The organism is Bacillus sp. NPDC094077 (genome assembly GCF_050279465.1).
Classification (GTDB): Bacteria; Bacillota; Bacilli; order Bacillales; family Bacillaceae_G; genus Bacillus_A.
In genome coordinates, this window is sequence record NZ_JBNNUF010000005.1 from 315,995 (window position 1) to 342,299 (window position 26,305).

Below are 26,305 nucleotides of genomic sequence, written 5' to 3' on the forward strand. Positions count from 1 at the left end.
AGGTAATGCTACACTTCAATGAGATCTTTTATATCCCATTTCACAAGAAATGTAATAGAGTCCGAACGTTTTTTCTTTTCTTCGTATGACTCTGCAACGACGCTTCGTTGCTTTTGAATTTGCTCAGCGATGAATCCAGCTTCTAATTGATAAGAAGAATGTCTTTTTTGTTTTTGACGTTCAGCGATGAGTGTGCCTTTAAGTTGGAACTGCATTTCACGACGTTTATGTTCAATGATGCTTAAAGTGCCCCAACCAGCTTTTTCAAAGAACTGAATAACTTCTTCAATTGTTTCTAGTGGATATTTTCTTGCAAGGTTTCTACCGGACCAGTATAAAATACCATCTAAGTCGTTACCAATTAAATCAGGTAGTAATTCTTCACGTAGCAATTCATAAGCGAAGGCGTTCAATGAAACATCTTCTAAAGATGTTATATCGATTGTATTTTTGCTCACAATATTCCCCTCTTTCTATAGGGATTATTATATAACATTTCGCATTTATAAAAACAGATTTTTCTTCGGGAAAATCTGAATATATAAGAAGAAAAAAAGAATTGGCAAATTATATGCAAATTATGTATACGTTTTCTTGACGCTTCGACAAAAATAGGAGTAAAATGAACTTGGTATCAAATTATGCTGAAATATTTCGAATAATTTTTTCAGTTTTTCTTATGCCAATAGTGAAAAAACATTATTGCCATAAACTAATCTGAAAACAGCAGTTAAACATTCAAGGGGGGTAATGGGGACATGAAAGGCCGCGAGTATACGTTTCGTAAGTGGCACTCATTAATGGGGGTCATCCCGGTTGGTGTCTTTTTGACGCAACATTTAATTGTAAACAACTTTGCAACAAGAGGAGCAGAGGCTTTTAACAAAGCTGCAGGCTTTATGGAGCTCCTTCCATTCCGGTATGCGCTAGAGATTTTCATCATCTTTTTACCGATACTGTACCATGCTATATATGGCTTATATATTGCATTTACAGCTAAGAACAATGCGGTTTCTTACGGTTATTTCCGTAACTGGATGTTCGTCTTCCAAAGAATTTCAGGTATCGTTACGCTGATTTTCATTTCTTGGCACGTCTGGGAAACTCGTATTCAAGCAATGTTAGGTAAAGAGGTAAACTATGATATGATGGCAGATATTTTAAACAATCCAGCTATGTTTGCATTCTACTTAGTTGGTGTTGTTTCAACAATTTTCCACTTTGCAAATGGACTATGGACATTCTGCATCAGCTGGGGAATTACAGTATCTCCACGTTCACAAAGAATCTCTACTTATGTAACATTAGCTATTTTCTTAGGTCTATCTTATGTAGGTGTGAGTGCATTATTAGCGTTCATCGATCCACAGCTAGCAAACCAGTAAGGAGTGGGAGAGCATGAAAGGGAAACTTATAGTAGTCGGCGGTGGCTTGGCTGGCTTAATGGCAACGATTAAAGCGGCGGAAGCAGGAGTAAATGTTGAACTGTTCTCTTTAGTACCAGTAAAACGTTCGCATTCTGTGTGTGCCCAAGGTGGAATTAACGGTGCCGTAAATACGAAAGGTGAAGGGGATTCTCCATGGATCCACTTTGACGATACAATTTATGGTGGGGATTTCTTAGCGAACCAACCACCAGTTAAAGCAATGTGTGAAGCAGCACCTGGTATCATTCATTTAATGGACCGTATGGGTGTTATGTTCAACCGTACGGAAGAAGGACTTCTTGATTTCCGTCGTTTTGGTGGAACACAACATCACCGTACAGCATTTGCTGGTGCAACAACTGGACAGCAATTACTATACGCATTAGATGAGCAAGTACGTCGTCACGAAGTAGCAGGACTTGTAACGAAATATGAAGGTTGGGATTTCTTACGAGCTGTTGTTGATGATGAAGGTGTGTGCCGAGGAATCGTTGCACAAGACTTACAAACTATGGAGATTAAAAGTTTCCAAGCTGATGCCGTGATTATGGCAACAGGGGGCCCTGGTATCATCTTCGGAAAATCAACAAACTCCATTATCAATACAGGTACAGCAGCTTCTGCTGTATATCAACAAGGCGCATATTATGCGAACGGTGAGTTCATTCAAATTCACCCAACGGCAATTCCTGGAGACGATAAATTACGTCTTATGAGTGAATCTGCACGTGGTGAAGGTGGGCGTGTTTGGACATATAAAGATGGTAAACCATGGTACTTCTTAGAAGAGAAATATCCGGCTTACGGAAACCTTGTACCTCGTGATATTGCAACGCGTGAAATCTTTGATGTTTGCGTAGAGCAAAAACTAGGTATTAACGGTGAAAACATGGTGTACTTAGATCTTTCTCATAAAGATCCGAAAGAACTAGATATTAAACTTGGTGGAATTATTGAAATCTATGAGAAGTTTACAGGTGACGATCCTCGTAAACTACCAATGAAAATCTTCCCGGCTGTTCATTATTCAATGGGCGGACTATGGGTTGATTATAAGCAGATGACAAGTATTCCAGGTTTATTTGCAGCAGGTGAGTGTGATTATTCTATGCACGGTGGTAACCGCCTTGGTGCGAACTCACTATTATCAGCAATTTACGGTGGTATGGTAGCAGGACCAAATGCAATTGAATATATGAAAGGTCTTACTAAATCATCAGATGCTGTTTCATCTACTGTATATGAGCAAAATGAATTGATCGAAACAGAGAAATTTAACAATATTTTAACGCTCGATGGTAACGAAAATGCGTATGTTCTTCATAAAGAGCTTGGAGAATGGATGACAGATAACGTTACAGTAGTTCGTGAAAATAAAAAGTTATTAGAAACAGATGCAAAAATTGAAGAGTTAATGGCTCGTTACAAACGTATTAACATTAACGATACAGCAAGATGGAGTAACCAAGGTGCTTCATTTACACGTCAACTTGCAAATATGTTTGAGTTAGCGCGTGTTATTACAATTGGCGCATATAACCGTAATGAGAGCCGTGGGGCGCATTACAAACCTGAATTCCCAAATCGTGATGATGCAAACTTCTTAAAAACTACGATGGCAAAATTTGAAGGAGAAGGAAATGCACCAGCATTCCATTACGAAGACGTGGATGTTTCCTTAATTAAACCACGTAAACGTGACTATTCTTCAAAACATGATGTAGCTGCTAAGGGTGAAGAGAAGGGGGATAAACAACATGTCTGAGAAAACAATCCGCCTCATCATTACGAGACAAGACGGACCAGACGCGCAAGCGTTTGATCAGGAGTTTGAAATTCCGTATCGTCCGAATATGAATATTATTTCGGCGCTTATGGAAATTCGTCGTAATCCTGTTGATTCAAAAGGAAACCAGACGACTCCGATTGCATGGGATATGAACTGTTTAGAGGAAGTATGTGGCGCATGTTCGATGGTGATTAACGGAAAACCACGTCAATCATGTACAGCTCTTATTGACCAGTTAGAACAACCAATTCGCTTAAAACCGATGAAGACATTCCCGGTTGTTCGTGACTTACAAGTTGACCGTAGTCGTATGTTTAATGCGTTAAAACGCGTTAAGGCTTGGATTCCAATTGATGGTACGTATGACTTAGGACCAGGACCAAGAATGCCAGAGAAAAAGCGTCAATGGGCTTATGAACTTTCAAAATGTATGACATGTGGTGTTTGCTTAGAATCATGTCCAAACGTAAACAGTAAGTCTGACTTTATTGGACCAGCACCATTATCACAAGCTCGTTTATTCAATTCACACCCAACGGGTGAAATGCATAAGGCAGATCGCTTACGTGCAATTATGGGAGATGGAGGACTTGCAAACTGTGGTAACTCTCAAAACTGTGTGCAATCATGTCCAAAAGGAATCCCATTAACAACTTCAATTGCAGCATTAAACCGTGATACAACAATTCAATCGTTCAAAGATTTCTTTGGTAGCGACAATAACTATTAATAAATATTGCCTCTTCATCTTGAAGAGGCAATATTTATAACTTTATTTTTCAGTTTATTCTGTTTATTAAAGGGAAAAGGAGAGGGAACAATGAAGAGAATTTCTTATATTGATGACTTTGAGAAATGGGAAAGTGGTTTTTCATTTTACAATCCTGTAAAAGTTCGTTTTGGTGAAGTAGATATGTTTGGGCATGTAAATAATGTCGTTGCTTTTACTTATTTTGAAGAAGCTCGTATCGCATTATTTAAAGAGCTCGGATTTATGCAAGAATGGACACATGAATCATCAGAAACGATGATTGTTGTTGCTGATTTACAATGTAATTTCATTAAGCAAATTTATTTTGATGAACAGTTGAAGGTGTATGTAAAAGCAGGATCAGTTGGGAATTCTTCTTTAGATTTACACTATATGGTGAAAAATGCAGAAGGAGAAGTTTGTTTAGTTGGTCGTGGAATGATGGTTCAAGCATCGAAAAAAACAGGAAGAGGCGAACCGTGGCCTGAAGAATGGAAGAAAAAATTACTACAATGATAGAGTAAAAGAAAAATAAGAGAGCAAATCGCTCTCTTATTTTTTGTCTTCCATTGCTTCCTCTAATGTTAAATGATGTTTATATATGTATGTAGCGTGTGGATTACCAACGTAGCGTAAATGCCACGGTTCATATGCATATTCTGTTGTTTCTGTTTTATCCTCTAAATAACGAATGACAAAACCAAATTCATGGGCATGTTTCGCAACCCATTTTCCTTCTGCAGTCTCTCCAAAGATGGGCTCTAATTGAAATTTAGCAGATTTTGAACTAATATCCATTGCTAAACCAGTTTGATGTTCACTTGTCCCAGGAATGGCACTTACTGAATCGGCTTCAGCTTTCCCTTGGCGCTTAATATATGTGTTATGTAACGATTGTTGGCGTTTGTAAGAACGATAACCTGAAACTGCTGTCAGTTCTAATCCTTCTTCTTTGGCTGCTTGGAACATTTTCTCAAGAGCGTCTGCGGCATCTTTACGAAGTAATGTTTTCTCTTTATCTTTTGGGCTAGTAAATGGTACATTCGGTTTCGTTAAATCTTCTGGAATGTACCCATCTGGTAATTTACGATGTTTATTGACTAATACTAGAGCAGAATCTGGATTTGTTACAACGGAAAAATTATCATCTAGTTTCTTTTCATTATGATCAGCTTTTGGAAAAGCAGGAATCTCTTCTTTTGGATGGTTACTATGTTTTTGACTTTCGACAGCTTTCGCCTCATTTTGTAATGGTGATTTAGAACTGAAATAAGTGAAAGATGTGATACCGATTACAATAGTAGCGGCAGAAATAATTATTATTTTTTTCATGATGCCTTGTAATCACAGTCCTTTCTTAATAAAATATGTATTGTTTTTATTATAAGTCTAGTTTGTTGAAAAAGAAATATAAGAGTCGTAACGTAATAGAAATGCAAAGAAAATGTCAGAAAATGTGTGAAATTGTAGTATTTTTTCATATAATTCATTTCTTATCTTTCACGAAATGAATTTTTTATGTAATATATATATATAAGAAGATGTAACGATTATCGAGAATAAAGAACTTCTTGTATAGACTAGGAGTGAATGGGAATGGATTTTGCAACAATTATTGGACTCATTTTAGGATTTGTAGCGGTAGTAGTAGGGATGTTCGTCAAGGGCGCGGACGTAACAGCCTTATTGAATCCTGCCGCAGCATTAATTATTTTTATCGGTACATTTGCTGCAGTATGTATTGCATTTCCGATGAATCAACTAAAAAGGGTCCCAAAATTATTTAAAGTTCTTTTTGGTTCAAATAAAAAGGATTTAAGTTATGAACAGTTGCTAGAATTATTTGTTCATTGGACATCTGAAAGTAGAAAATACGGTATTTTGTCTTTAGAGCAACAATTAGACAAAATTCAAGATGAATTTCTTTTACGTGGTATGAAATTCGTGATTGATGGAGTATCCGCGGAAGATTTAGAGCAGATTTTAGAAGCTGAATTAGAAGCAATTGAAGAAAGGCATGCAAAAGGAGCTGCAATTTTTTCACAAGCTGGTACGTATGCACCGACATTAGGGGTTTTAGGTGCTGTTATCGGTCTTGTAGCTGCGCTTGGGAATTTAACTGATATTGAGAAGTTAGGACATGCTATTTCAGGTGCGTTTATTGCAACGATTTTTGGTATTTTTTCAGGTTATGTGTTATGGCATCCATTTGCAAATAAGTTAAAACAAAAATCTGCAGCTGAAATCGAGAAAAAACGTTTAATTATTGATTGTTTATTAATGTTACAAGAAGGTACATATCCGTTTATTATGAAGAACCGCATTTTAGGTGCACTTTCTGCAACTGAGCGTAAAAAGCTAGAAAAAGGGGCAGAAAAAAATGCGGAGTAAGAAAAATAGAAGAGGAAAAAAGAAAAAACATGATGAGCATATCGATGAAACTTGGTTAATTCCATATTCTGATATGTTAACGTTGTTATTTGCATTGTTCATCGTTTTATTCGCAATGAGTAGTATAGATGCTGCAAAGTTTAAACAGATGGCAGTAGCTTTTAGAAGTGAACTAGCAGGTGGAACGGGAAATAAAGAGTTTTTAAGTGATCAAAAACCGAAGAATGAAAAAGAGTTATCGGCTAGTAGTTTAGAGTCTGAGAAGATTAAAAAAAATGCTGAAGATGAAGTGAAGCAGCAAGAAATGAATGAATTAAAAGCAGTACAACAAGGTATTGACAAGTATATTGCTGAGAATCAATTATCTTCTTCTTTTAAAACTGATTTAACAGAAAAAGGGTTAATGGTAACAATATTAGAAAATATCCTATTTGATTCAGGAAAAGCGGATGTGAAGTTGGAATCGTTAGGGATTGCAAAAGAGATGTCTAATCTACTTGTTTCGGCATCACCCCGTGAAATTACAGTATCTGGTCATACAGATACTGTTCCTATCGCAAATGCTCAGTTTGCATCAAACTGGGAGTTAAGTACACAGCGTGCAGTAAATTTTATGCAGGTATTACTTCAAAATAAAGAACTGCAACCAGAAAAATTTAGTGCAATTGGTTACGGAGAATACCGTCCAATGGCACCAAATGATACACCAGAAGGAAAAGCAAAAAATAGACGTGTAGAAGTGTTTATCTTACCTTTAACAAGAAATATGCAATAAAGAGGATGGCGAATGCCATCCTCTTTATTTTGCATCAAACGATTTTAAGTTGTCACGACGGATTTTATCTTTTTCAGTATCTGATTTTTTGAAATCATAATCATATAGAGCACCTTCCCAATCACCGTACATTGGATTAGGGAAAATGATGAATTTCTCGCCAAATTGTGCTTTTGAATCTGCTACTGTTTGATTGCGATCTTTTACAGATTTTCCATCAAAACCAGTGAAATCAGATAAGTTATCGCCGAAGAATAAAACAATATCATGTGTTTGAGAAACGAGTTCACGGCGTTTTTCTTTACCTTTTTCTTTCGGGTCTTGTAGTAATATATGTTCTTTCGTTGCTTGAGGAGCACCTACGCGCTCAAGGTTTTTAATAGTTGCATCTAATTGATTCGTTTTACGATTTGAGATGTAGTAAATATCTACACCTTTAGACTCTGTATATTTTAAGAAATCAATTGCGCCTGGAAGGGCTTCCGCTTCAGCCTTATTAATCCAATCGTCCCATTTATAAGGATAACCTTTTCCTGTTTTTACGCTCATTGCTTGATGAGGACTGTTATCTAAAACAGTTTCGTCTAAATCAAGTACAATAGCAGGTTTTTTTTCTGTCCCTTTTGCAAGAGCTGCATCAAGCTTCAATTGACCGATATTGTACCCCTGGTAGTAAAGTGCTTTCGTTTCGCCAGCTGTTTGATACCATAAATCAGCCATTAATTGCTGGTCTGTTAATTTTACTTTCTCTTCTTTCGCCACTGTTTTCTCTGTTGTTCCTGAGCATGCTACAAGCGATGTAGACAAAACGGCTACAGATAATAAAGTGGTAATGCCCCTCTTCATCTTCATATGTATCCTCCTTGATGTTAGAAAATCATTTTATATTATATATTAAAATATAATATTTTTATATGAACATTTGCATATTGTCTTTTGTATATATAGTAGTATGTCCTATATTAGAAAGATGAGCAAAATAATAACAGTCATTTTGACAAGTTTTATTGTCGTAATGACAATTATAATTGACAAAAAGAACTTTATTATTTACAATTTTAACTAAATAGAACAAATGATGGATTAAGAGTGATGTTACATATAAGAGGACGAAGTATAGTGCTATATTTTATCATGCATAAACATAGTCTTTGAAAGAGAGTACGATTGATACTAAAGGGGAGGCTTTATACTTTGAGTTTACAAATTCAAAACTTAACGAAACAATTTGGGGAATCAAAAGCAGTTAACGGTTTGCAGATTTCGTTACCAAAAGGTGAAGTGCTAGGGTTACTTGGGCGAAATGGTGCAGGGAAAACAACAACAATCAAAATGCTTCTCGGATTATTAACGCCTAATGAAGGTTCAATTACATGGGATGGAAAATCATTTGGGAATAGTGGCGTAACGATTGGGTATTTACCAGAAGAAAGAGGCTTATATACAAAAAGTAGAGTAATAGATCAGTTGCGATATTTTGGTAGGTTAGAAGGAATGTCGAAGAAAGAAGTAGATCTCGCTATTGATCACTGGTTAGAGCGTTTAGCGATACCAGAATATAAATTTAAAACGGCTGGAGAGCTTTCAAAAGGGAATCAGCAAAAAATCCAATTAATTGCTGCTCTTCTTCATGACCCGGAGCTTCTCATTTTAGATGAACCGTTTAGCGGACTTGATCCGGTTAATGCTGGGATGCTAGCTAGCATTATTGAAGAACAAGTAAAAAGCGGAAAGACAATTATTTTATCAAGTCATCGTATGGAACAAGTAGAGGCTTTTTGCCAACAGGTATGTATTTTGAAAAAAGGTGAAGCAGTCGTAAAAGGACAGTTAAGTGATATTAAGAAAGAATACGGTTTCCGTAATTTAACGATTGAAGATACAGAAGAGAATGCAAAGGGATTAGAAGCTATACAGGTTCCGTATGAAAAACAACAAGGCCTTCTTTATGTAAAAGTACAAGACGATGCAGAAGCTCTAAAGATTTTACAACAATTGCAAGAACAAGGTGTTACCTTACGACAATTTAAAATGTTAGAGCCGACGTTAAACGAAATCTTTGTAGAGAGGGCGAAATAACGATGCGTAAATTTTCTCACGTATTTTCATTTTACTTTAGAGAAGCATTTTTATCTAAAAAATCAATAATTACGAGTGCGATTTTATTTTTAGTTGTGTTTGGGATTTTTGCATTCAATCATTTTACTTCAGGCAATGATAAAAATAAGGATAAAGATAAAATTGCAGTTGTGACAGAAAGTTCCACATACAACGTACAAAAAGAAGAGTTAACCAAGCTATTACCATCAGCAAAAATAACTGTTGGTTCAAAAGCGGATTTTGATAAACTGCATAAACAAGTAGAAGATGGTGAGCTGGATGGTTTGTTTCATGTAACGGAAAAGAATGGAGCGCCAGAGGTTACGTATATGTATAATGGATTTCCAAGCCAGGCAACTTCTGCAATCATGGCAGGTTATTTAAAACAACAATATACAATGGTGACAATTACAAAGCATAATGTTTCACCGGAAATTGCACAACAATTGCAAACTGAAATTTCAGTGAAACAAGAAGCGATAAAAGATCGTTCTTCTTCTTTCGGAATTGCCTATTTCTTTACGTTTGCTTTATATATGTTTATTGTTGCGTTCGGAAATACAATTGCAATGAATATTGCGTCGGAAAAGGCGTCACGTGTAATGGAAGTAATGCTTCCGAAAGTAAGGCCTCTTACGATGATGTATGCGAAAATATTAGCAGTTGTTTCTACAGCGTTATTACAACTTGTCATATTGGCGTGTGGTTACCTTATTCCGTATTTGTTAGGTTGGGTTGATTTAGATAATGCTTCATTATTTGGGATTCCAATTGATTTTACAAAATTAGATGCAAAAGTTATAAGCATGTTCCTTGTGTATTTCATTACGGGGTATTTACTATATGCGATGATGTATGCAGCTGCCGGGGCTGTCGTGTCTAAGACTGAGGATTTACAAGCTGTATCTTTCCCAGTAATGATTTTAATTATGGCTGCATTCTTCATTAGTATTAAATCATTAAGTGATCCGAATAGTACTATCGTTGTTGTAAGTTCTTACGTTCCGTTCTTTACACCGATGGTTACCTTCTCACGTATTGTAGCTGGTGAGGCAGGGATGTTAGAAATTACAATCACACTGGCGGTTCTCTTGGTGACGATCGGTATATTAAATGCTGTTACAAGTCGCATTTACGTAAACGGTGTAATGAATTACTCAGATAAAGTGAAATTTAAAGATTTAGCAAAATTTATTAAACGCCAATAAAAAGAAAGCATGATTTCCTACTGAAATCATGCTTTTTCTTTATGTATAAATTAAAAATAGTATATAATAATAAGAGTCGTCTTTTAATAGAATGAATAAAAAGGAGGGTGTGCAGATGGGGATTAGTAGCCGGTTTACAGTAGGTGTTCATATGCTGACATTACTTGCGATAGATCGAAACTCTCGCTGTACCTCTGAATGGATTGCTGGTAGTGTGAATACAAATCCAGTTGTGATTCGTCGCATTACAGGAATGTTGAAGAGAGCAGGACTTGTTGATGTACAAGCCGGTAAAGGCGGTACAACACTTGCTCGTGATTTAGAAGAAATTACATTACTTGATGTATATAAAGCAGTGGAAGTTGTAGAAGAAGGGCATCTATTTTCCTTCCATGAAAATCCCAACATTGAATGTCCAGTAGGAGCTAATATTCAATCAGTATTAGAAATTATTTTAATGCAAGCGCAAGAAGCGATGGAAAACGTACTTGCAAATGTAACGGTAGAGCAATTAGTTACAAATTTAAAATCTAAAATGAAAGAATAAAAAAGCGAGCTTCCTCATCATGAGGGCTCGCCTTTTTTGTTCATAAACACTGAAAATTCTATTTTTCAGTGTTTAAAATGAATTTACCTACAACAGCTGCTACGATACCACCAAGAATTGGTGCCGCGATGAATACCCATAGTTGAGAAAGTGCTTCTCCACCAACAAATAAAGCTGGCGCGATACTACGAGCTGGGTTAACAGATGTTCCAGTTAACGGAATACCTAATAAGTGAATTAAAACTAGTGTGAAACCAATTACTAGTCCCGCTAAAGAAGAACTTCCTTTTTTACCTGTTACAGCCACGATAACTAAAATAAATACGAAAGTTAAAACGAACTCAACTAAAAATGCTCCAGATACACCAAGAGTTCCAAAACCATTTTGTCCTAAATTATCTAAAGGTGTTTTAGCAGATTTTAAAATTGTTACTAACGTTGCTGTTCCTAATAAACCACCTAAAATTTGAGCTAATACATAATAACAAAGTTCCATAGCATTCATTCTTTTGTTGATGAACATAGCTACCGATACTGCTGGGTTAATGTGACATCCAGAAATTGTGCCGATGCTATATGCCATAGCTACAATAGATAGACCGAAAGCCATAGCGATTCCTAATGTTCCAATTCCTTCAATTCCGCCGCCAGTGACAGCTACTCCAGTTCCGAATAATACAAGTACAAATGTACCAATAAATTCAGCAATTGCTTTTTTTAACATAATTTACCTCCTATTAATGCGCATGAAACGTATTATAACATAAGTTTTGGTATAAACAGCCAATGAAATACTATTCTGATAAGGTGAAATAGGGGGACAATAAAAAAAGATATGGCTCTATGAAGAAGAACCATATCTTTTTTATGCTGACTTTTTCGGTTTAACGACTGGAACAGATCGATTTAAAATACTATTTGCAACCATTCCTAACATAATAATAATCATTCCAAATAGGGAAAGGCCACCGGGGAATGAACCATTCAAGAAAATAATTTCACCAAGCACTGTAAAGACCATCGTTCCAGCTTGTGTTGCTTCAACAGCACCAAGTAAAGCGAGATTGTCTTTTGCTAAGTCAGTAGCAAAGAAAAATGTCATCGTTGCAATAACGCCGGAACATAATGCTAACAAAAATCCTTGTAGCATTTGGCTGGATGTTGGAATACCAGTAGTAGAAAATCCGTATATACCAAGTAAAATTGTAATAGGGAGACTTCCAATTGCCATTCCTAATACACGTTGGAACGTATCAAGACGTCTACCCACAAGCTCCATCATTTTTCGGTTGCCGAATGGATATAAGAAAGCAGCTAACACGACAGGTAAAAACCCTGAGATGAACTGAGTCATTGTAATGTGGCCTGCTTCAGTTGCTTGCATACAAATTACACCAAGTAAAATAAATAACGCTACATATAAGCTGCGAAGGGGAATTTTTCCACGTACAAGTTTCGTACCTGACTTTGTTTCTATTTTAACGAAAAATAGTGGTGATAAAAGTAAACCTGCTAATATCGTAACTTGCCAAGTTCCAGCAACGAGCCAAGCTGGAGAAAAGACAGCTGCGAAACTTAATAAAGAATAGAAGCCAATACCTGCAACGGAACCCCATCCGATCCATGCAAATGGATGTTTTTTTAACTCTTCCCATAACCCACCTAAGTTTTTGCGAAATAAAACGATAAGGAATAAAATAGGGAGAGCAAATAAAAAACGGAAGGAAGCTGTCCAAGCCCAGCTAGTTCCCGATACATTCATCGCTCTGTTAATAATAAAAGTTGCAGAAAAAAAGGCTGATGACAAAAGACCTAATAATATTGCGCGCATGAAATATAACACTCCTTTTGGAAACAAATAATTATGTATAGTATAATATACTTTAATGTCAAAAAAGTAAACTATTTTATACTTTAAGGTGGTTTTATAGATGAAAGAAAATGAAGATATGCAAACGAAAGAAGTCATTCAGCAAGTAGGTCAGTTATTAAGACAAATTCGAAATGAAAAAAAATTAAGTTTAGAAGAGTTGGCTCAAAAAACAGGGGTTAGTAAATTAACATTAGGAAAAATTGAGAGAGGCGAAACGAATCCAACGTTAGCTGTCATTTGGAAAATAACGAAAGGGTTATCGATTCCTTTATCAAGATTAATGGTTGTTGGAGAACCTGTAGCTGTTGCGCGCTGCGGAGAAGGATTTGCAGTAGATGTAGGACAAGCATGGCATTTAGAAACGATGTTCCGTTACACGAAAGAAACAGGGATGGAAATGCACCGTGCTTGTTTAAGATCCAATAGTATATATGAACCGGAAGCTCATCATGAAGGTGCTATTGAACTTGTAACAGTAATGAAAGGGAAAGTTTCGATTCAAGTGGAGAATGATGTGTACGAGTTAAATGAGTTTGACTCCATTCAATTCGAAGCAAATAAGAAACATAGTTACCGAAATAATGAAGATGAAGTGGCGGTATTACATTTAACGATGAAATATTCTTCATGAAAAAATCACCTATAGAAAAGAATTCTATAGGTGATTTTTTATATGCTCTTCTTAAGTATATGGAATGATGCCATTAGTACGAACGTGGCATAAGTAATAAACAAATAAAATAAACTAAAAATCCCGTCCCAAAACATAAAACAGCAATGACCCAAATGATACGAATGAGAGTAGAACTAATATCAAAATATTCTCCTAAACCACCACATATACCAAATATCATTTTATCAGTTTCGGATTTACATAATTTTTTTGACATATGACGATCAACTCCTTTTTTATATGAAGCTACATACTTCTATTCTATATGGAAATTTATGAGAAGACTATGAGGTTGTATGACATTTTTTTAGGGAAACGGTCTTATTAATTGTCTTAATTTTCAGGTGATATTAAAATTATAGTAAGGGGTATGAGGTGATTTTTAATAAAGGATGGGGAAATAGAGATGACAGTATATTGGTTGACTAATGTAATGCTTGAATCAGGGTATACATATGAAGAAGAGGAAATTTCACGAACAGAAACAAAATTATGTAGTTTACTCATTGAAGATGAGAGAATTAAAAAAATTATAGCAGGTGTTGTTCAAGAGGAAGGGATATTAACTCTTGATGCTAATCGCTTATTAATTTTGCCAGCTTTCGAAGAGATGCACATTCATATTGATAAAACGTATTATAGTGGGCCTTGGAAAGCTTGCATGCCAGCAGACAGTATTTTTACACGCTTTAGTGAAGAAGAAAAGATTTTACCGAAGCAATTAGCAACTGCTCAAGACAGGGCGGAAAATATGCTAAAGTTATTGCTTCGAAATGGTGCAACGAATATTAGAACGCATTGTAATATTGATCCGATTATTGGACTTGGTAATTTGGAGGCGACGTTAGCGGCATTAGAAACATATAAAAATCGGGTGTCTGGTAGAATCGTTGCTTTTCCACAACATGGGTTATTACGCAGTAATTCTGTGCAACTTGTAAAAGATGCGATGCGTATGGGGGCGCATCTAGTAGGCGGAGTGGATCCAGCTACAGTGGATAATGACATCGAAAAATCATTACATACAATTATGGATATCGCAGTAGAATTTAATGCAGATGTTGATATTCATTTGCATGATGCGAGTAATCTTGGAACATTTACGATGAAGAGATTGGCAAGTCTAACAGAAGAAGCGGGATGGCAAGGTCGTGTAACAATTAGTCATGCTCTTGGACTTGGTGGGGTTACTGATAAAGAAGCTGAAGAAGTGGCAGAAAGACTAGCAGCTTTAAACATTGATATTACTTCAACCGTGCCAATTGGTAAACAAGTAATCCCGATTCCATTATTAGATGAAAAAGGTGTTAAAGTTTCATTAGGAAATGATAGCATTACAGATCATTGGTCGCCTTTCGGAACAGGTGATATGCTTCAAAAGGCAAATCGATTAGCAGAGCGATTTGGGTGGAGTGACGAAAGATCATTAGGTAGAGCGCTTCGCTTTATTACGGGAGGAAAAGAGACGTTAAATAATGAAGGGGAGCGAGTATGGCCGAATGTAGGGGATGAAGCGAGCTTTGTTTTGACGAATGCAACATGCACTGCTGAAGCGGTAGCGCGTCAAACAGAGAAGCGTTTAGTTGTGTATAAGGGAAATATTGTTGTCGGAAGTTTAAATGAGGTGGAATTGAATAATCTTGTGTAGAAGAATCATTTAAATGCTTTGAGGAGGGTTCTAATTGTGAGTATAGAACTCTTCTTTTTTATTCTAAAGATATATTTCTTATAGGAAAGCTAGAAGGGATGAAAGATTTGGACAGTCAACATAATCAAAATCATATTATGGGAACTTTGCAATGGTTTATTTTTTTGTTAGCAAATTCAATCGCACTACCAATTGTCGTTGGCGGATTATTTCATCTTACGACGGAAGAAGTATTTTATTTAATGCAGCGTACGTTTTTCGTAGTTGGTATATCTTCTTTTTTACAAGGATGGCTTGGACATAAACTACCAATTGCGGACGGCCCAGCTGGATCTTGGGTTGGTGTATTTACCGTACTTGCTTATGCAACTGTCGGGCAGGATCAATTACATAGTACACTGCAAATTTTAGAATTAGGAATGATAATTTCCGGAGTCATTTTAATAGGATTAGGAGTAACTGGTTTTATCGGACGTATTTTATTTTTATTTACGCCACTTGTGACAGGGACATTTTTACTTTTATTATGTTTACAATTAAGTGGTGTATTTTTAAAAGGAATGCTAGGAATTACAGCTACTGTTTCTCAAATCGATGGATTTACAGCGTTAATCGCGTTTAGTATATTTCTGTTCGTTATTATACTTTCTAATTTTGGAAAAGGCTTTGTCAAAAGTTATGCAGTTTTAATAGGATTAATTAGCGGATGGATTATTTTTCTAATGGCAGGGAAAGTGACGATTCCATCTCAAGTAACTCATTTTGTGCAACTGCCACATATATTTGCTTGGGGACTTCCAAAATGGAATATAGGTATGGCGGTATCAAGTTTCGTTATGGTATGTATTCTAGTTTCAAATACAGTGGCAGCTATTATAGCAATTAATCAAGCTACGATTCATAAAGCGACTATTGAACAAAAACAGTTGAAGGATGGTACGTGGATTGGAGGGATTTCGCATATCATTTCCTCTGTATTTTCAACTGTAGGTGTCGTGCCGTTACCAGCAACGGCAGGATTTATACGCTTAACAAAACAAAAATATATACGATCGTTTTTAATGGCATGTGTGTTACTAGTTGTTATGTCGCTTTTTCCAAGTGTTATTCGTTACTTAGCATCTTTACCGTCTGCAGTTGCATCTGCAGTTTTAATGGCTTCGTTCGTACAGCTAATTGGAATTGGGTTGCATAATATAAAACAAGTGGAGCTCAGCGAAAGGAATGTAACGATTTTAGGGGTTGCGGTATTATTTGGAAGCGGAGTTATGTTTTTACCGTCTGGCGCACTCCAATCCTTGCCGTCTGTTATGCAATATATATTCGGAAATGGTTTGTTCGTAGGTACAGTTGTAAGTATATTGCTAGAACAAATATGGCGTACGGGAAAGTAAGTGGATAAAACGAGTGTACGCACTGTATAAAAGTCTAAATTAACATAAGAAATAAAGCCCATTTTCATTCACCACCTGCACATTTCGTTCATACAATATCTTGACTAAATAAACACCCAACTTACACATATACAGCTCTGGCTTAAGCAAGGAGGGTTATACCAGTTGAAGGAAAAAGCGTATCAATCTAAACCTTTACTCACAAAGAGAGAGAGAGAAGTATTTGAATTACTGGTTCAAGATAAAACAACGAAGGAAATTGCAGGTGAACTTTTTATAAGTGAAAAAACAGTACGCAACCATATCTCAAACGCAATGCAAAAGCTAGGGGTTAAAGGACGTTCACAAGCAGTTGTTGAGCTTCTTCGTATGGGAGAGCTCGAACTATAAGAAAGCAGCCGACTTTTATACAAAGAGTCGGCTATTTTTTTGTTTGTTTCATGCTATATATGATTGTAGTCTTAATTTCAGCTCACTTTTTCTTTTTAATTGGAATGCCCTCTTTTCGGAAAAAGATAGCACAATGAAGAAAGTATGAATGAAGATATTAATATAGAAGAAACCGACTTTCATATAGAAGGTCGGTTATTTTTCTGTCTTGCAAATTACGAAAAAAAGGAGCAAAATAAAAAAGGTCCTAGTCTATATAGGTACAAATGAAAAAATTTTATACAGAAGCATTTTAAGTGAGCGAACTTAAAGTGCGTAAAATATACTGATAAACATAAAATAAAATGATGAATGAGAAAACGGGTGATGAAGTTGAATAGAGCAATCGGTGTTATCGATTCAGGAGTTGGCGGTTTAACAGTAGCGAAGGAATTAATTCGTCAGTTGCCGAAAGAGCGTATTATATATTTAGGAGATACAGCACGTTGCCCGTATGGCCCGCGTTCTCGAGAAGAAGTGCGTCAATTTACGTGGGAAATGACGGAGCATTTACTAGATTTAAATATCAAAATGTTAGTTATTGCGTGTAATACAGCAACTGCGGTTGTATTAGAAGAGATGCAGAAACAATTACCAATTCCAGTAGTAGGAGTTATTCACCCAGGATCACGTACAGCTTTAAAAGTGACAAATACGTACCATGTTGGGATTATTGGAACGATTGGAACGGTGAAAAGTGGTGCATATGAAGATGCGTTAAAGTCTATTAATAACCGTGTTATGGTAGAAAGTTTAGCGTGTCCACCTTTCGTTGAACTTGTAGAGAGTGGGAATTTCGAAAGTGAAATGGCGTATGAAGTTGTAAGAGAAACATTGCAACCGCTGAAAAGAACTGATATTGATACCCTTATTTTAGGGTGTACACATTATCCGATTTTAGGTCCGGTTATTAAAAAGGTAATGGGAGATAAAGTACAATTAATTAGTTCTGGTGATGAAACAGCACGTGAAGTAAGTACGATTTTATACCATAGTAAAATGTTGAATGATGGAGAAGAACAAAGTGATCATCTCTTTTTAACAACAGGAAAAATAGGCTTATTTAAAGAAATCGCATCAAAGTGGTTCGGTCAGCCAATTGAAAATGTGAAACATATTAATTTAGAAACAGAATAATAGTAGACTCATATAAGTGAACTCCTGAGAAATCAGGAGTTTTTTTGTTTATAAGAAGCATGGCTTGTTCTAAAACATGAAACAGCTCGTATACATAATAGTACAAACTTAGATTTTAGGGGGGAATGGCATGCCTAAATCCACTTTTAAATGGGTTGTTGGTGCTACTGTGAGCGCTGTTTTACTAACAGGGTGTGGCTTTATAAATCAGGAGAAAGCGACTGAACAAATTGATCCGCCAAAACAAGTTACATATACAGAGGGTGGAAAGAAAGAAACAGCTAAGAAAGATAAACAAGGACAAACGGTGAATAGAGAACTATACCTTGTTGATAAAAATGGTTATGTTGTACCACAAACGTTAGCTATACCAACTCCGAAAGCAAATGAGGTCGTGCAGCAAACGTTAGAATACCTTGTGAAAGATGGGCCGGTAACTGATTTATTACCGAATGGGTTCCGTGCAGTCATTCCCGCAAATACAACGATGACCCTTAATCTGAAAAAAGATGGTACGGCAGTCATTGATTTCTCTAAGGAAATGAAAAACTATGCAAAAGAAGAAGAGCGTCAAATTGTTGAGTCAGTAGCTTGGACTTTGACGCAGTTTAAAGAAATAAAACAAGTGCAGTTCCAAATAAATGGTGAAAAGTTAGCGAAGATGCCTAATGGTGGTACGCCGCTTGGTGAAGGGGTGAGTCGTGCGAATGGTATTAACTTTGATGATGAACAAGTAGCAGATGTAACAAATACAAAACCAGTCACGCTGTATTTTATGGCGCAGAATAATAAACAGCAATATTATGTACCAGTCACGCGCCGTGTTGCAGAAGGGAAAGAAAATGATATTACGACAGTTGTAAATGAACTAGTAAAAGGGCCGAATCAAAATTCGCTGTTGAGTGATTTTAATCCAGGTGTCAAACTTATTACGAATCCAAAATTGCAAGACGGGAATATTACGTTAAACTTTAATGAAAATATATTTGCGAATAAAGATAAAAGTAAGATTTCAAACTACGTATTGAAATCATTAGTTTTATCGTTAACGGAAAAACAAGGTGTGAAAAATGTTTCTATTGAAGTGAATGGAAAAGCGAATCTTATGGATGAGAAGGGTGAAAAGTTAACAAAACCTGTTAATCGTCCACAAAACGTGAACGCAGGTGGTTTTTAATCGCGAATAATTTGATATACTTAAGTAAGAAAGGGGAATTGCTTTTTGGGTTCTCCTTCTTTTATTGTATACATATCATACATTTAAATTTGGCTATACTAACGAGTATTAGTTATGAGGAGGTTATTTTATGCGAGTAGATGGTAGAGAGAAAACAGAATTACGCCATATACATATTCATACGAATTATTTAAAACATCCAGAAGGGTCAGTGCTAATTGAAGTTGGGGATACGAAGGTAATTTGCTCAGCAACAATTGAAGAGCGTGTACCACCGTTTATGCGTGGAGAAGGAAAGGGCTGGGTAACAGCTGAATACGCGATGATTCCACGTGCGACAGAACAACGTACAATTCGAGAGTCAAGTAAAGGGAAAGTAACAGGACGTACAATGGAAATTCAGCGTTTAATTGGACGAGCATTACGTGCGGTAGTTGACTTAGAAGCACTTGGCGAGAGAACGGTTTGGATTGACTGTGATGTTATTCAAGCAGATGGTGGAACAAGAACAGCTTCTATTACAGGTGCATATGTAGCGATGGTATTAGCGTTTGAGAAGCTACTACAAGCAGAAAAAGTATCTAAAATTCCAGTGAAAGACTATTTAGCAGCAACGTCAGTAGGAATTGTTGAGGAGCAAGGTGTTGTTTTAGATTTAAACTATGCCGAAGATTCTAAAGCAGACGTTGATATGAACGTGATTATGACTGGAAAAGGTCGGTTTGTTGAAGTGCAAGGAACTGGAGAAGAAGCGACGTTTAGCAGAACTCAGTTAAATGAACTACTTGATGCTGCGGAACAAGGTATTTTCCAATTGATTGACAAGCAAAAAGAAGCGTTAGGTGACATCGTATCTCATATAGAGTAGAGGTGGAAAATATGAAACAAGTTGTTGTAGCGACAAAAAATGTGGGGAAAGTACGTGAGTTTGCTGAGTTATTTGAGCGATTTGATTTAGAAGTGAAATCATTACACGATTTTCCTCATATTGAAGAAGTCGAAGAAACTGGTGAAACATTTGAAGAAAATGCGATCTTAAAAGCAGATAGTCTGAGTAGACAGTTGAATTCTATCGTAATTGCGGACGATTCAGGTCTTATTGTAGATGCTTTAAACGGAAAACCAGGAGTTTATTCAGCTCGTTTTGCTGGAGAGCCGAAAGATGATCAAGCGAATATTGATAAAGTGTTACAAGAATTAAATGGCGTTGAATTTGAAAAGCGTAAGGCGCGTTTCTACTGCGCATTAGCAGTTGCTTTCCCTGACGGTGATAAAAAGCCTGTAATTGTGAATGGGACGTGTGAAGGATATATTTTAGAACAGCGCCGCGGGGAAAATGGCTTTGGATATGATCCAATCTTTTATGTGGAAGAATATAAAAAAGCGATGGCGGAACTAAGTTCAGATGAGAAAAATGCCATTAGCCACCGCGGACGTGCTCTTCGTAAGTTAGAAGAAAAAATACCGGAATGGTTTTTAGGAGAATAAGGGAGAGAGATTGATGAAAGCTTTAATCGTAAGCGATAGTCATAGCTCTGTGAAGGAATTACAGCAGTTAAAAGAGAAATATAAAGAGAAAGTAGATGTCATGATTCATTGTGGTGACTCTGAGTTAACGCCTGCTCATGAAGAACTGCAAGATTTCCATGTTGTAAAAGGAAACTGTGATTATGCGAACTTTCAAGATGAAATTGTAACTGATGTAGATGGTATTCGTTTCTTAGTTGTGCATGGACATCGTCATAATGTGAAAATGACATTACAAACGTTAGCGTACCATGCAGAAGAAGTGGCAGCGCAAGTTGCATGCTTCGGACATTCTCACGTATTAGGTGCGGAATTCATTGATGGAGTTTTATTTATCAATCCAGGAAGTATTTTATTACCACGTCAGCGTGTAGAAAAAACATTTGCCTTATTAGAAATGGATGAAAATCAAATGGAAGTTCGTTTTGAAACATTAGACGGACAACTAGTTGAACAAGCGGTTTTTAAAAGAGGATAAGAAAAATTATCCTCTTTTTTAAAAAAGTGTTGACTTTATAAGCGGTTATAAATATAATAAATATTGTCGATAGGACATCGGCGCTAAAACAAATAACAAAATAACATATGCGGGTGTAGTTTAGTGGTAAAACAAGAGCCTTCCAAGCTCTGGTCGAGAGTTCGATTCTCTTCACCCGCTCCATGTCCCAGTAGCTCAGCAGGATAGAGCAACGGCCTTCAAGAATAGGAGCCTTTATAGGGAAACAAGAACCTATAAAGTGGACGACACTATATCGGTGAAGCCTTAACAGTTCGGCTGATGGTAATACCGAGGAAACTTACGATCTTGAAAGAGGTCAAGGAGTTTTGAATGATTAAGTTAATCTTAATGGTAAAGACTCTGAAGTATGATGAAAATCATCGTGAGGTTCCGTAGAGACTACACGTGTCGCACCTGAAATGGTGAAGATATAGTCCAGACTACAAACAGTAATTGCTGGTAGCGAAAGCTATGGTGGTAAGCTAAGCCGTCGGTCGGGAGTTCGAATCTCTCCTGGGACGCTAAGAAAACCTTGCGGTGACGTTAAGATCCGCGATATATAAGCTCTCTAATTCGTAAGTTGAATCGTACAATGTGCGGTCGCTAACGAGTTAGGGGGCTTATTTTTTTATGTCTAAAAGACGCGATTCTTTAACGATTAGCGAAGACTTATCGAATGTTTTTAGCGATAGATTGAAAAACGATCAGCGGAAGAAAGAGACCGCAGAAAAACGTTATACCTTCAATTTAACGATTGATAAAGCGCTAGAAATAGTTGTGCGTCAAATGAAAGCGACTGGCTTACGTGAGCGTACGATAAATGACTACTATTTACACGTTAGCCACTTTACGAAGATAACAGACACGCAGTACTTAGAAGAGTTAAATGTTAATCACATTTACGAGTGGTTATCGTCTATGAACGTTAGTAATCAAACGAAATTAACTCGTTTAAAGTGCTTAAAGGCGTTTCTAGGACGTTGCCACGATAACGGATGGATTGATATTAACTTTTGGCGAAATGTGAAGATCAAAGTGGGTACGCCTGTTAAAGAAGGTGCGACAGACCGCGAAATTAATATCTTGTTATCGGTTCTTGATTTAACACGATTCTTAGATTTAAGAGATGCTACCGCTATTCTACTTATGTATCAGACGGGAATACGGGTCGGAACTTTAGCGCAGCTCGAACATAGACACGTTGATTTAGATACGAAAGTATTAAGTATTGACGGCGGTATTATCAAGAATCATGAATCGATATATCTGCCGTTTGACGACGTTCTCGCACGATTGCTAGACGTTCTTATGAAACAAAATGAAATCATTCGAAGAGAATACAACGTAAAAAATGATTATCTCTTTATTACGAAGAGTGGCGGAAGCGTTTTAACTAGTCCGACGAATAATATTATATCAAAGCGAATGACTAAACATGCGAAGGAATATGGGCTTAAAAATATTAATCCGCACGCCATACGCAGAGGGTTCGCGAAGAATCTCTTGAGGAAAGGTGCAAACGTTGCATTGATATCTAAAGCGTTAGGACATAGCGATATATCCGTTACAACACGTTATCTGCACTTAGATAAAAACGAAGTAGCGGAAAGCTTGCGAAATTTCTTGTAAATAAAAAAGAGCATCTTGGCGGATGCTCCTCGTAGGGTAGACTGTTGGCGCAGTCCGTGACCCAAAATAATCAACTCAAAACTAAATAACGGATATTCCGTGTACCTAGCACTTGTATTATACCATTTTTCAAAAATGGATAGCAAGAGGCTTAGTTTCTTATTGTCTTTTACATGCGTAAAGAGGTGTAGGTCACGGTAATTTCCGAACGTGGGAATGACCTAACACCACATTAAAAACTTGAACAGGTGAGTCTAGCCGATGTCGGAAAATAAGACGCTATACAATTCAACGCATATCATTCCCCGTGCGTCGTATAGGTCTAGGTGGTGACTGCCGTTAAAGGTCAGGGTGGAAATACGTTGTTACTACGGTAACAGGGTGTATCGAAAGATTTACGCACTATGGGACGTTTTGTAGTGTAGAAAGTCGATATGTGTGCAAGCACAAGGACGGGGAATGCGTTACTACGATACACTACAAGCGATCCGACGCTAGTAAAAACGCCTTACCTCTTATTTGCATAGAAACTACGAAATTATGACGAAGTTTAAACGCTTCGTTATTTTTTTATCTATGCGAATAGGGGTGAAAACTGCGCTCAACTCAACCTAGCTTCGCTCACCTCGGCTAGTCGCCGTCTATCGATTGTCAATAGCATAAATTCGGTATTTAACGTCACTAGCGGAAGTGAGTTGAAAATCGGAGGTCTACACAGGCGCTATAAAAGGTGGAAGACTTACGCATGGAAAACAGGCTTACTATAAGACAATACGCCAATAAGGGCGAAGACATAAACGAAACATTAAACAGAATAGCGTTATTAGCGGAAAAAGAAGTGGAAGATTATTACATAGGGATATGCGATAATAATAAATATAGAACGAGGATCGAGGCGCACTACATACCGCTGATCGAACGGCTAGCAAAAAATAATTGGTATAAAATGAACAATGAGGCACACTTCATAGAGGACTGTTTTCGCAAGATTAAGTATGCGATCAGAACGTTTGATATAAATAAGGGGAATTTCGATAAGAGGGTTAAGGTACTACTGAATCAAAGTGTTCGCCAATACTGCGGTAATAGGGGAAAGAAACGGGACGCTTTAACGATGATAGGAGATATTAGCGCGTTGGAAACGTTAGAGGATTGTATAGATAATACAGAAGAAAAAGCGATCTATAACGTAATAAATAACAAAGAGACTAGCGCAAGTTTATACAAAAATATATGCGTGAAGGAAATAGATTTTATTGTGTTAGATGCGATGATACATACGGCGGAGAATTACGCTAGGGTTACGGAAGCCGAAATCTCTAGAGTATTATCGAAAAAGACGGGGCGATCATTTGATTCCGCTAGAAGTACGATAAGAAGCTTTAAGGAGAGACTGCGTAAAAGGAACGTCAGAAGGGAGGAGATAGCGTGAGGGTTCGATTTAAGAAAAAGACAGAGGCATTCTGGCATTGATCGCTTTAGGAGTTATGATAATTACGAAAATGTCAGGTAACGTATATGCGGGAGGGTTAGGCGTAGTATTTGGTCTATCCGCAGCCGCTTCGATTGTTACTGCGATGATTGGCGATTTTATATGCAAGCGGAAAGAAGAGGGGGACGCGTGAAGATTTTACGCGAAGAAAATAAAATTAGGGGATAATCAGATGACACTTAATACCTATAGTCATGTGCTGCCGACAATGCAAAGGGAGGTGGCGGATAAGCTAGATGAAATGTTTGGGGACAATTGATGCGTATGTTAAAATAAATAAAAATGTTGTATTACTGGGAGGGAAATGATAATTGATACCTGAGTTGGACCCGAAGTTGATTAATGATTTTAGGGGAAAAGTTCATGATAATAATGAATTTGTTAGAATCTTTTTTGTGGATTATAAAAATTCCTATGGCACAGAAGGAATAGATATTTGGAGTAAGATATGTTCTTGTATGGATTGGCTAACAGTTGCGGTGGAAGGAATAGAGAAGCCTAAGAAGGATAGAAATATGAATAAGACTTCCCTTGAGTTTACTCATTTTATTGTCACTATTGATATGATTGTAGAAGCGGTAAACCATTTGTGGTTATCTATTGGACAATCAACAAAAGACAAACAGCCCTATATTAATGATTGTAGTATTTTCAAAAAGAGAGAGTTTGATAGGGATTATACTGATGAGAAATATGTCAAAGAAGTCCGTTCTTGGTTTGGAATTCATTCAGTTAACGGAAACGAAATCGAACTAAAAGGTTTTGAGAAAAAGGTGCGTTTTTTTAGTAGTTGGTCCACTTCTCATGATGGTCAAGAGTTTTCATTACGTCTCTACTCTAATAACAGAAAAGCTGAAGAAGAATATGGTGGAAGTAAAAAAATCACAGTTGACGCCCTTTTGAAGTTTGTAGCATTAAGGTATAGCACGCTAGAAAAACTTATGGATAAAATAGATGAACTATACTGTAGGGTGAAAAAAGAATTACAATCAATTCCAGTTCACTTAGATGAGAGTGGTTCAGAGTTAATGCAACTGAAAGAACTTTATGCACAGGCGAAAGATAGAAAATTGACAAAAGAGCATTACGAAGAAGATATCATACGGTACATGTCTTTCTTAGAATGTGATTTAAGTTTATTTAAGGAGATTGAAAGAAAAATAGTAACTGACTACCTGTTTGAACTAAAAACGATAATACCTACATACAGGCATATAATTCAGCAGATTGATCATAATGAGTTTGAAGTTTTTAAGATACTGGGAATGAACTCGCAGATATACGCAGATAATTCATATGATTATGGAAAATCTCTCGAATACGTTGAACAAGATATATTCAACTATAGAAGTAATATTTCTAATGCTATTTCGTTAGATTTTCTCATCGAAAAGCAACTAATACCTAAATATAGTCGTACTTTGCCTGGAAACTACCTATCTTTATTAATCCATGCGATGGATTATGAAAATAATAAGATCCACCCACGTATAAGATATCAAAACAAAGCTCCGATAATCATAATAGATGATACTGATGAAATCGATGTTGAAGTATTATTTCAGTCAGACGAAAAATAGTCGAACGCTCCCGACGCACGCCCCCTCCTCCGAAAATCACCCTTCAAGTAGTGTATATCGTATGGATTATCCTATTATGCAAGCGATGTATAAACCGCATAGTATCGACGTTTACTAACTACGCATAAACGTTGATATGAAAGTGCCATGACTGCGGTGCGTTTGCTTGTTAGGCGAAAGAGGGCGGTATAGGTCGGTACATAAAGAGGGATTAGGAAGATTGGCGGCGAACTGAGCGGATCAGTACAAGATGCGGCAA

28 protein-coding genes and 1 tRNA gene are annotated in these 26,305 nt (G+C 36.8%); 23 read left to right on the forward strand and 6 right to left on the reverse strand.

Annotated features, from left to right (window positions below; genetic code table 11):
* Nucleotides 1-8 precede the first annotated feature (8 nt).
* On the reverse strand, nt 9-458 hold the full coding sequence (locus ACQKNR_RS15815; RefSeq protein ID WP_427318701.1) for a YslB family protein: 450 nt from the start codon (nt 456-458) through the stop codon (nt 9-11).
* A 300-nt stretch (nt 459-758) separates the two neighbouring features.
* Between ACQKNR_RS15815 and sdhC the strand changes: the two genes are divergently transcribed.
* The 4 genes from sdhC to ACQKNR_RS15835 all read left to right on the forward strand — a co-directional run bounded on the left by sdhC (nt 759) and on the right by ACQKNR_RS15835 (nt 4,483).
* Nucleotides 759-1,385: a succinate dehydrogenase cytochrome B558 gene (gene sdhC, locus ACQKNR_RS15820; protein ID WP_000678354.1), complete on the forward strand. Its 627-nt coding sequence runs from the start codon at nt 759-761 to the stop codon at nt 1,383-1,385.
* A 13-nt stretch (nt 1,386-1,398) separates the two neighbouring features.
* Nucleotides 1,399-3,192, forward strand: a complete 1,794-nt coding sequence (gene sdhA, locus ACQKNR_RS15825; protein WP_048531519.1) for a succinate dehydrogenase flavoprotein subunit — start codon at nt 1,399-1,401, stop codon at nt 3,190-3,192.
* Nucleotides 3,185-3,946 (forward strand): succinate dehydrogenase iron-sulfur subunit, encoded by a 762-nt coding sequence (sdhB, locus tag ACQKNR_RS15830; RefSeq protein ID WP_001291827.1) that lies wholly within the window; start codon nt 3,185-3,187, stop codon nt 3,944-3,946. The genes sdhA and sdhB overlap by 8 nt, the downstream gene beginning before the upstream one ends.
* Nucleotides 3,947-4,036: 90 nt before the next feature.
* Nucleotides 4,037-4,483 carry an acyl-CoA thioesterase gene (locus ACQKNR_RS15835; protein WP_427318702.1) on the forward strand — a complete coding sequence of 149 codons (447 nt, stop codon included), beginning with the start codon at nt 4,037-4,039 and terminating at the stop codon, nt 4,481-4,483.
* A gap of 36 nt (nt 4,484-4,519) precedes the next feature.
* Here the strand turns inward: ACQKNR_RS15835 and ACQKNR_RS15840 are convergent, their stop codons facing one another.
* Nucleotides 4,520-5,299 carry a M15 family metallopeptidase gene (locus tag ACQKNR_RS15840; RefSeq protein WP_427318703.1) on the reverse strand — a complete coding sequence of 260 codons (780 nt, stop codon included), beginning with the start codon at nt 5,297-5,299 and terminating at the stop codon, nt 4,520-4,522.
* Nucleotides 5,300-5,563: 264 nt separating this feature from the next.
* Between ACQKNR_RS15840 and motA the strand changes: the two genes are divergently transcribed.
* Together motA and motB are read left to right on the forward strand one after the other, a co-directional pair.
* On the forward strand, nt 5,564-6,358 hold the full coding sequence (gene motA / locus ACQKNR_RS15845; protein WP_193410521.1) for a flagellar motor stator protein MotA: 795 nt from the start codon (nt 5,564-5,566) through the stop codon (nt 6,356-6,358).
* Nucleotides 6,348-7,133, forward strand: a complete 786-nt coding sequence (gene motB / locus ACQKNR_RS15850) for a flagellar motor protein MotB (RefSeq protein ID WP_427318704.1) — start codon at nt 6,348-6,350, stop codon at nt 7,131-7,133. The genes motA and motB overlap by 11 nt, the downstream gene beginning before the upstream one ends.
* 24 nt (nt 7,134-7,157) lie before the next feature.
* Here the strand turns inward: motB and ACQKNR_RS15855 are convergent, their stop codons facing one another.
* Nucleotides 7,158-7,985, reverse strand: a complete 828-nt coding sequence (locus ACQKNR_RS15855; protein WP_427318705.1) for a 5'-nucleotidase, lipoprotein e(P4) family — start codon at nt 7,983-7,985, stop codon at nt 7,158-7,160.
* Between the two features lie 342 nt (nt 7,986-8,327).
* Between ACQKNR_RS15855 and ACQKNR_RS15860 the strand changes: the two genes are divergently transcribed.
* The 3 genes from ACQKNR_RS15860 (at nt 8,328) to ACQKNR_RS15870 (ending at nt 10,988) form a co-directional block, all read left to right on the forward strand.
* Nucleotides 8,328-9,212 (forward strand): ABC transporter ATP-binding protein, encoded by an 885-nt coding sequence (locus ACQKNR_RS15860; protein ID WP_427318706.1) that lies wholly within the window; start codon nt 8,328-8,330, stop codon nt 9,210-9,212.
* 2 nt (nt 9,213-9,214) lie between these two features.
* Nucleotides 9,215-10,441, forward strand: coding sequence for an ABC transporter permease (locus ACQKNR_RS15865; RefSeq protein ID WP_427318707.1), 1,227 nt, complete (start codon nt 9,215-9,217; stop codon nt 10,439-10,441).
* Nucleotides 10,442-10,556: 115 nt separating this feature from the next.
* Complete coding sequence (locus ACQKNR_RS15870; protein WP_193410516.1) at nt 10,557-10,988, forward strand: Rrf2 family transcriptional regulator; 432 nt, start codon at nt 10,557-10,559, stop codon at nt 10,986-10,988.
* Nucleotides 10,989-11,046: 58 nt separating this feature from the next.
* Here ACQKNR_RS15870 and ACQKNR_RS15875 read toward each other — a convergent pair whose 3' ends face one another.
* Together ACQKNR_RS15875 and ACQKNR_RS15880 are read right to left on the reverse strand one after the other, a co-directional pair.
* Nucleotides 11,047-11,712, reverse strand: coding sequence for an aquaporin (locus ACQKNR_RS15875; protein ID WP_427318708.1), 666 nt, complete (start codon nt 11,710-11,712; stop codon nt 11,047-11,049).
* Nucleotides 11,713-11,853: 141 nt separating this feature from the next.
* Entirely contained in the window at nt 11,854-12,819 is a 966-nt protein-coding gene (locus ACQKNR_RS15880; RefSeq protein ID WP_427318709.1) for a DMT family transporter, read from the reverse strand.
* 100 nt (nt 12,820-12,919) lie between these two features.
* Here ACQKNR_RS15880 and ACQKNR_RS15885 point away from each other — a divergent pair, with 100 nt between their 5' ends.
* Nucleotides 12,920-13,492, forward strand: coding sequence for a helix-turn-helix domain-containing protein (locus ACQKNR_RS15885; protein WP_427318710.1), 573 nt, complete (start codon nt 12,920-12,922; stop codon nt 13,490-13,492).
* Nucleotides 13,493-13,565: 73 nt separating this feature from the next.
* Here the strand turns inward: ACQKNR_RS15885 and ACQKNR_RS15890 are convergent, their stop codons facing one another.
* Entirely contained in the window at nt 13,566-13,751 is a 186-nt protein-coding gene (locus ACQKNR_RS15890) for a PspC domain-containing protein (protein ID WP_427318711.1), read from the reverse strand.
* A 189-nt stretch (nt 13,752-13,940) separates the two neighbouring features.
* Here ACQKNR_RS15890 and ACQKNR_RS15895 point away from each other — a divergent pair, with 189 nt between their 5' ends.
* The 13 genes from ACQKNR_RS15895 to ACQKNR_RS15955 all read left to right on the forward strand — a co-directional run bounded on the left by ACQKNR_RS15895 (nt 13,941) and on the right by ACQKNR_RS15955 (nt 26,046).
* Nucleotides 13,941-15,182 (forward strand): amidohydrolase family protein, encoded by a 1,242-nt coding sequence (locus ACQKNR_RS15895; RefSeq protein ID WP_427318712.1) that lies wholly within the window; start codon nt 13,941-13,943, stop codon nt 15,180-15,182.
* Between the two features lie 98 nt (nt 15,183-15,280).
* The gene (locus ACQKNR_RS15900; RefSeq protein WP_427318713.1) at nt 15,281-16,576 is read left to right on the forward strand and encodes a purine/pyrimidine permease; all 1,296 of its coding nucleotides are present in this window, start codon (nt 15,281-15,283) and stop codon (nt 16,574-16,576) included.
* Between the two features lie 165 nt (nt 16,577-16,741).
* Nucleotides 16,742-16,966, forward strand: coding sequence for a spore germination transcription factor GerE (gene gerE, locus ACQKNR_RS15905; RefSeq protein WP_000659484.1), 225 nt, complete (start codon nt 16,742-16,744; stop codon nt 16,964-16,966).
* A gap of 366 nt (nt 16,967-17,332) precedes the next feature.
* Nucleotides 17,333-18,142 carry a glutamate racemase gene (gene racE, locus ACQKNR_RS15910; RefSeq protein ID WP_427318714.1) on the forward strand — a complete coding sequence of 270 codons (810 nt, stop codon included), beginning with the start codon at nt 17,333-17,335 and terminating at the stop codon, nt 18,140-18,142.
* A gap of 130 nt (nt 18,143-18,272) precedes the next feature.
* Complete coding sequence (locus ACQKNR_RS15915) at nt 18,273-19,319, forward strand: GerMN domain-containing protein (RefSeq protein WP_427318715.1); 1,047 nt, start codon at nt 18,273-18,275, stop codon at nt 19,317-19,319.
* A gap of 130 nt (nt 19,320-19,449) precedes the next feature.
* On the forward strand, nt 19,450-20,187 hold the full coding sequence (gene rph / locus ACQKNR_RS15920) for a ribonuclease PH (RefSeq protein ID WP_427318716.1): 738 nt from the start codon (nt 19,450-19,452) through the stop codon (nt 20,185-20,187).
* A gap of 11 nt (nt 20,188-20,198) precedes the next feature.
* The gene (locus ACQKNR_RS15925; RefSeq protein ID WP_427318717.1) at nt 20,199-20,807 is read left to right on the forward strand and encodes an XTP/dITP diphosphatase; all 609 of its coding nucleotides are present in this window, start codon (nt 20,199-20,201) and stop codon (nt 20,805-20,807) included.
* A 13-nt stretch (nt 20,808-20,820) separates the two neighbouring features.
* Nucleotides 20,821-21,324 (forward strand): metallophosphoesterase, encoded by a 504-nt coding sequence (locus tag ACQKNR_RS15930; protein ID WP_427318718.1) that lies wholly within the window; start codon nt 20,821-20,823, stop codon nt 21,322-21,324.
* A gap of 109 nt (nt 21,325-21,433) precedes the next feature.
* A tRNA-Gly gene (locus ACQKNR_RS15935) sits at nt 21,434-21,507 on the forward strand.
* 468 nt (nt 21,508-21,975) lie between these two features.
* Nucleotides 21,976-22,974 carry a tyrosine-type recombinase/integrase gene (locus ACQKNR_RS15940; protein WP_427318719.1) on the forward strand — a complete coding sequence of 333 codons (999 nt, stop codon included), beginning with the start codon at nt 21,976-21,978 and terminating at the stop codon, nt 22,972-22,974.
* Between the two features lie 745 nt (nt 22,975-23,719).
* The gene (locus ACQKNR_RS15945; RefSeq protein ID WP_427318720.1) at nt 23,720-24,406 is read left to right on the forward strand and encodes a hypothetical protein; all 687 of its coding nucleotides are present in this window, start codon (nt 23,720-23,722) and stop codon (nt 24,404-24,406) included.
* A gap of 55 nt (nt 24,407-24,461) precedes the next feature.
* Complete coding sequence (locus ACQKNR_RS15950) at nt 24,462-24,599, forward strand: hypothetical protein (protein WP_427318721.1); 138 nt, start codon at nt 24,462-24,464, stop codon at nt 24,597-24,599.
* Between the two features lie 178 nt (nt 24,600-24,777).
* Complete coding sequence (locus tag ACQKNR_RS15955) at nt 24,778-26,046, forward strand: hypothetical protein (RefSeq protein ID WP_427318722.1); 1,269 nt, start codon at nt 24,778-24,780, stop codon at nt 26,044-26,046.
* Nucleotides 26,047-26,305 lie beyond the last annotated feature (259 nt).

Coding starts and splice junctions, on each gene's coding strand:
- sdhC (WP_000678354.1), top strand. CDS start 759: ATGAAAGGCCGCGAGTATACGTTTCGTAAGTGGCACTCATTAATGGGG.
- sdhA (WP_048531519.1), top strand. CDS start 1,399: ATGAAAGGGAAACTTATAGTAGTCGGCGGTGGCTTGGCTGGCTTAATG.
- sdhB (WP_001291827.1), top strand. CDS start 3,185: ATGTCTGAGAAAACAATCCGCCTCATCATTACGAGACAAGACGGACCA.
- ACQKNR_RS15835 (WP_427318702.1), top strand. CDS start 4,037: ATGAAGAGAATTTCTTATATTGATGACTTTGAGAAATGGGAAAGTGGT.
- ACQKNR_RS15840 (WP_427318703.1), bottom strand. CDS start 5,299: ATGAAAAAAATAATAATTATTTCTGCCGCTACTATTGTAATCGGTATC.
- motA (WP_193410521.1), top strand. CDS start 5,564: ATGGATTTTGCAACAATTATTGGACTCATTTTAGGATTTGTAGCGGTA.
- motB (WP_427318704.1), top strand. CDS start 6,348: ATGCGGAGTAAGAAAAATAGAAGAGGAAAAAAGAAAAAACATGATGAG.
- ACQKNR_RS15855 (WP_427318705.1), bottom strand. CDS start 7,985: ATGAAGATGAAGAGGGGCATTACCACTTTATTATCTGTAGCCGTTTTG.
- ACQKNR_RS15865 (WP_427318707.1), top strand. CDS start 9,215: ATGCGTAAATTTTCTCACGTATTTTCATTTTACTTTAGAGAAGCATTT.
- ACQKNR_RS15870 (WP_193410516.1), top strand. CDS start 10,557: ATGGGGATTAGTAGCCGGTTTACAGTAGGTGTTCATATGCTGACATTA.
- ACQKNR_RS15875 (WP_427318708.1), bottom strand. CDS start 11,712: ATGTTAAAAAAAGCAATTGCTGAATTTATTGGTACATTTGTACTTGTA.
- ACQKNR_RS15880 (WP_427318709.1), bottom strand. CDS start 12,819: ATGCGCGCAATATTATTAGGTCTTTTGTCATCAGCCTTTTTTTCTGCA.
- ACQKNR_RS15885 (WP_427318710.1), top strand. CDS start 12,920: ATGAAAGAAAATGAAGATATGCAAACGAAAGAAGTCATTCAGCAAGTA.
- ACQKNR_RS15890 (WP_427318711.1), bottom strand. CDS start 13,751: ATGTCAAAAAAATTATGTAAATCCGAAACTGATAAAATGATATTTGGT.
- ACQKNR_RS15895 (WP_427318712.1), top strand. CDS start 13,941: ATGACAGTATATTGGTTGACTAATGTAATGCTTGAATCAGGGTATACA.
- ACQKNR_RS15900 (WP_427318713.1), top strand. CDS start 15,281: ATGAAAGATTTGGACAGTCAACATAATCAAAATCATATTATGGGAACT.
- racE (WP_427318714.1), top strand. CDS start 17,333: ATGAAGTTGAATAGAGCAATCGGTGTTATCGATTCAGGAGTTGGCGGT.
- ACQKNR_RS15915 (WP_427318715.1), top strand. CDS start 18,273: ATGCCTAAATCCACTTTTAAATGGGTTGTTGGTGCTACTGTGAGCGCT.
- rph (WP_427318716.1), top strand. CDS start 19,450: ATGCGAGTAGATGGTAGAGAGAAAACAGAATTACGCCATATACATATT.
- ACQKNR_RS15925 (WP_427318717.1), top strand. CDS start 20,199: ATGAAACAAGTTGTTGTAGCGACAAAAAATGTGGGGAAAGTACGTGAG.
- ACQKNR_RS15930 (WP_427318718.1), top strand. CDS start 20,821: ATGAAAGCTTTAATCGTAAGCGATAGTCATAGCTCTGTGAAGGAATTA.
- ACQKNR_RS15940 (WP_427318719.1), top strand. CDS start 21,976: ATGTCTAAAAGACGCGATTCTTTAACGATTAGCGAAGACTTATCGAAT.
- ACQKNR_RS15945 (WP_427318720.1), top strand. CDS start 23,720: ATGGAAAACAGGCTTACTATAAGACAATACGCCAATAAGGGCGAAGAC.
- ACQKNR_RS15950 (WP_427318721.1), top strand. CDS start 24,462: ATGATAATTACGAAAATGTCAGGTAACGTATATGCGGGAGGGTTAGGC.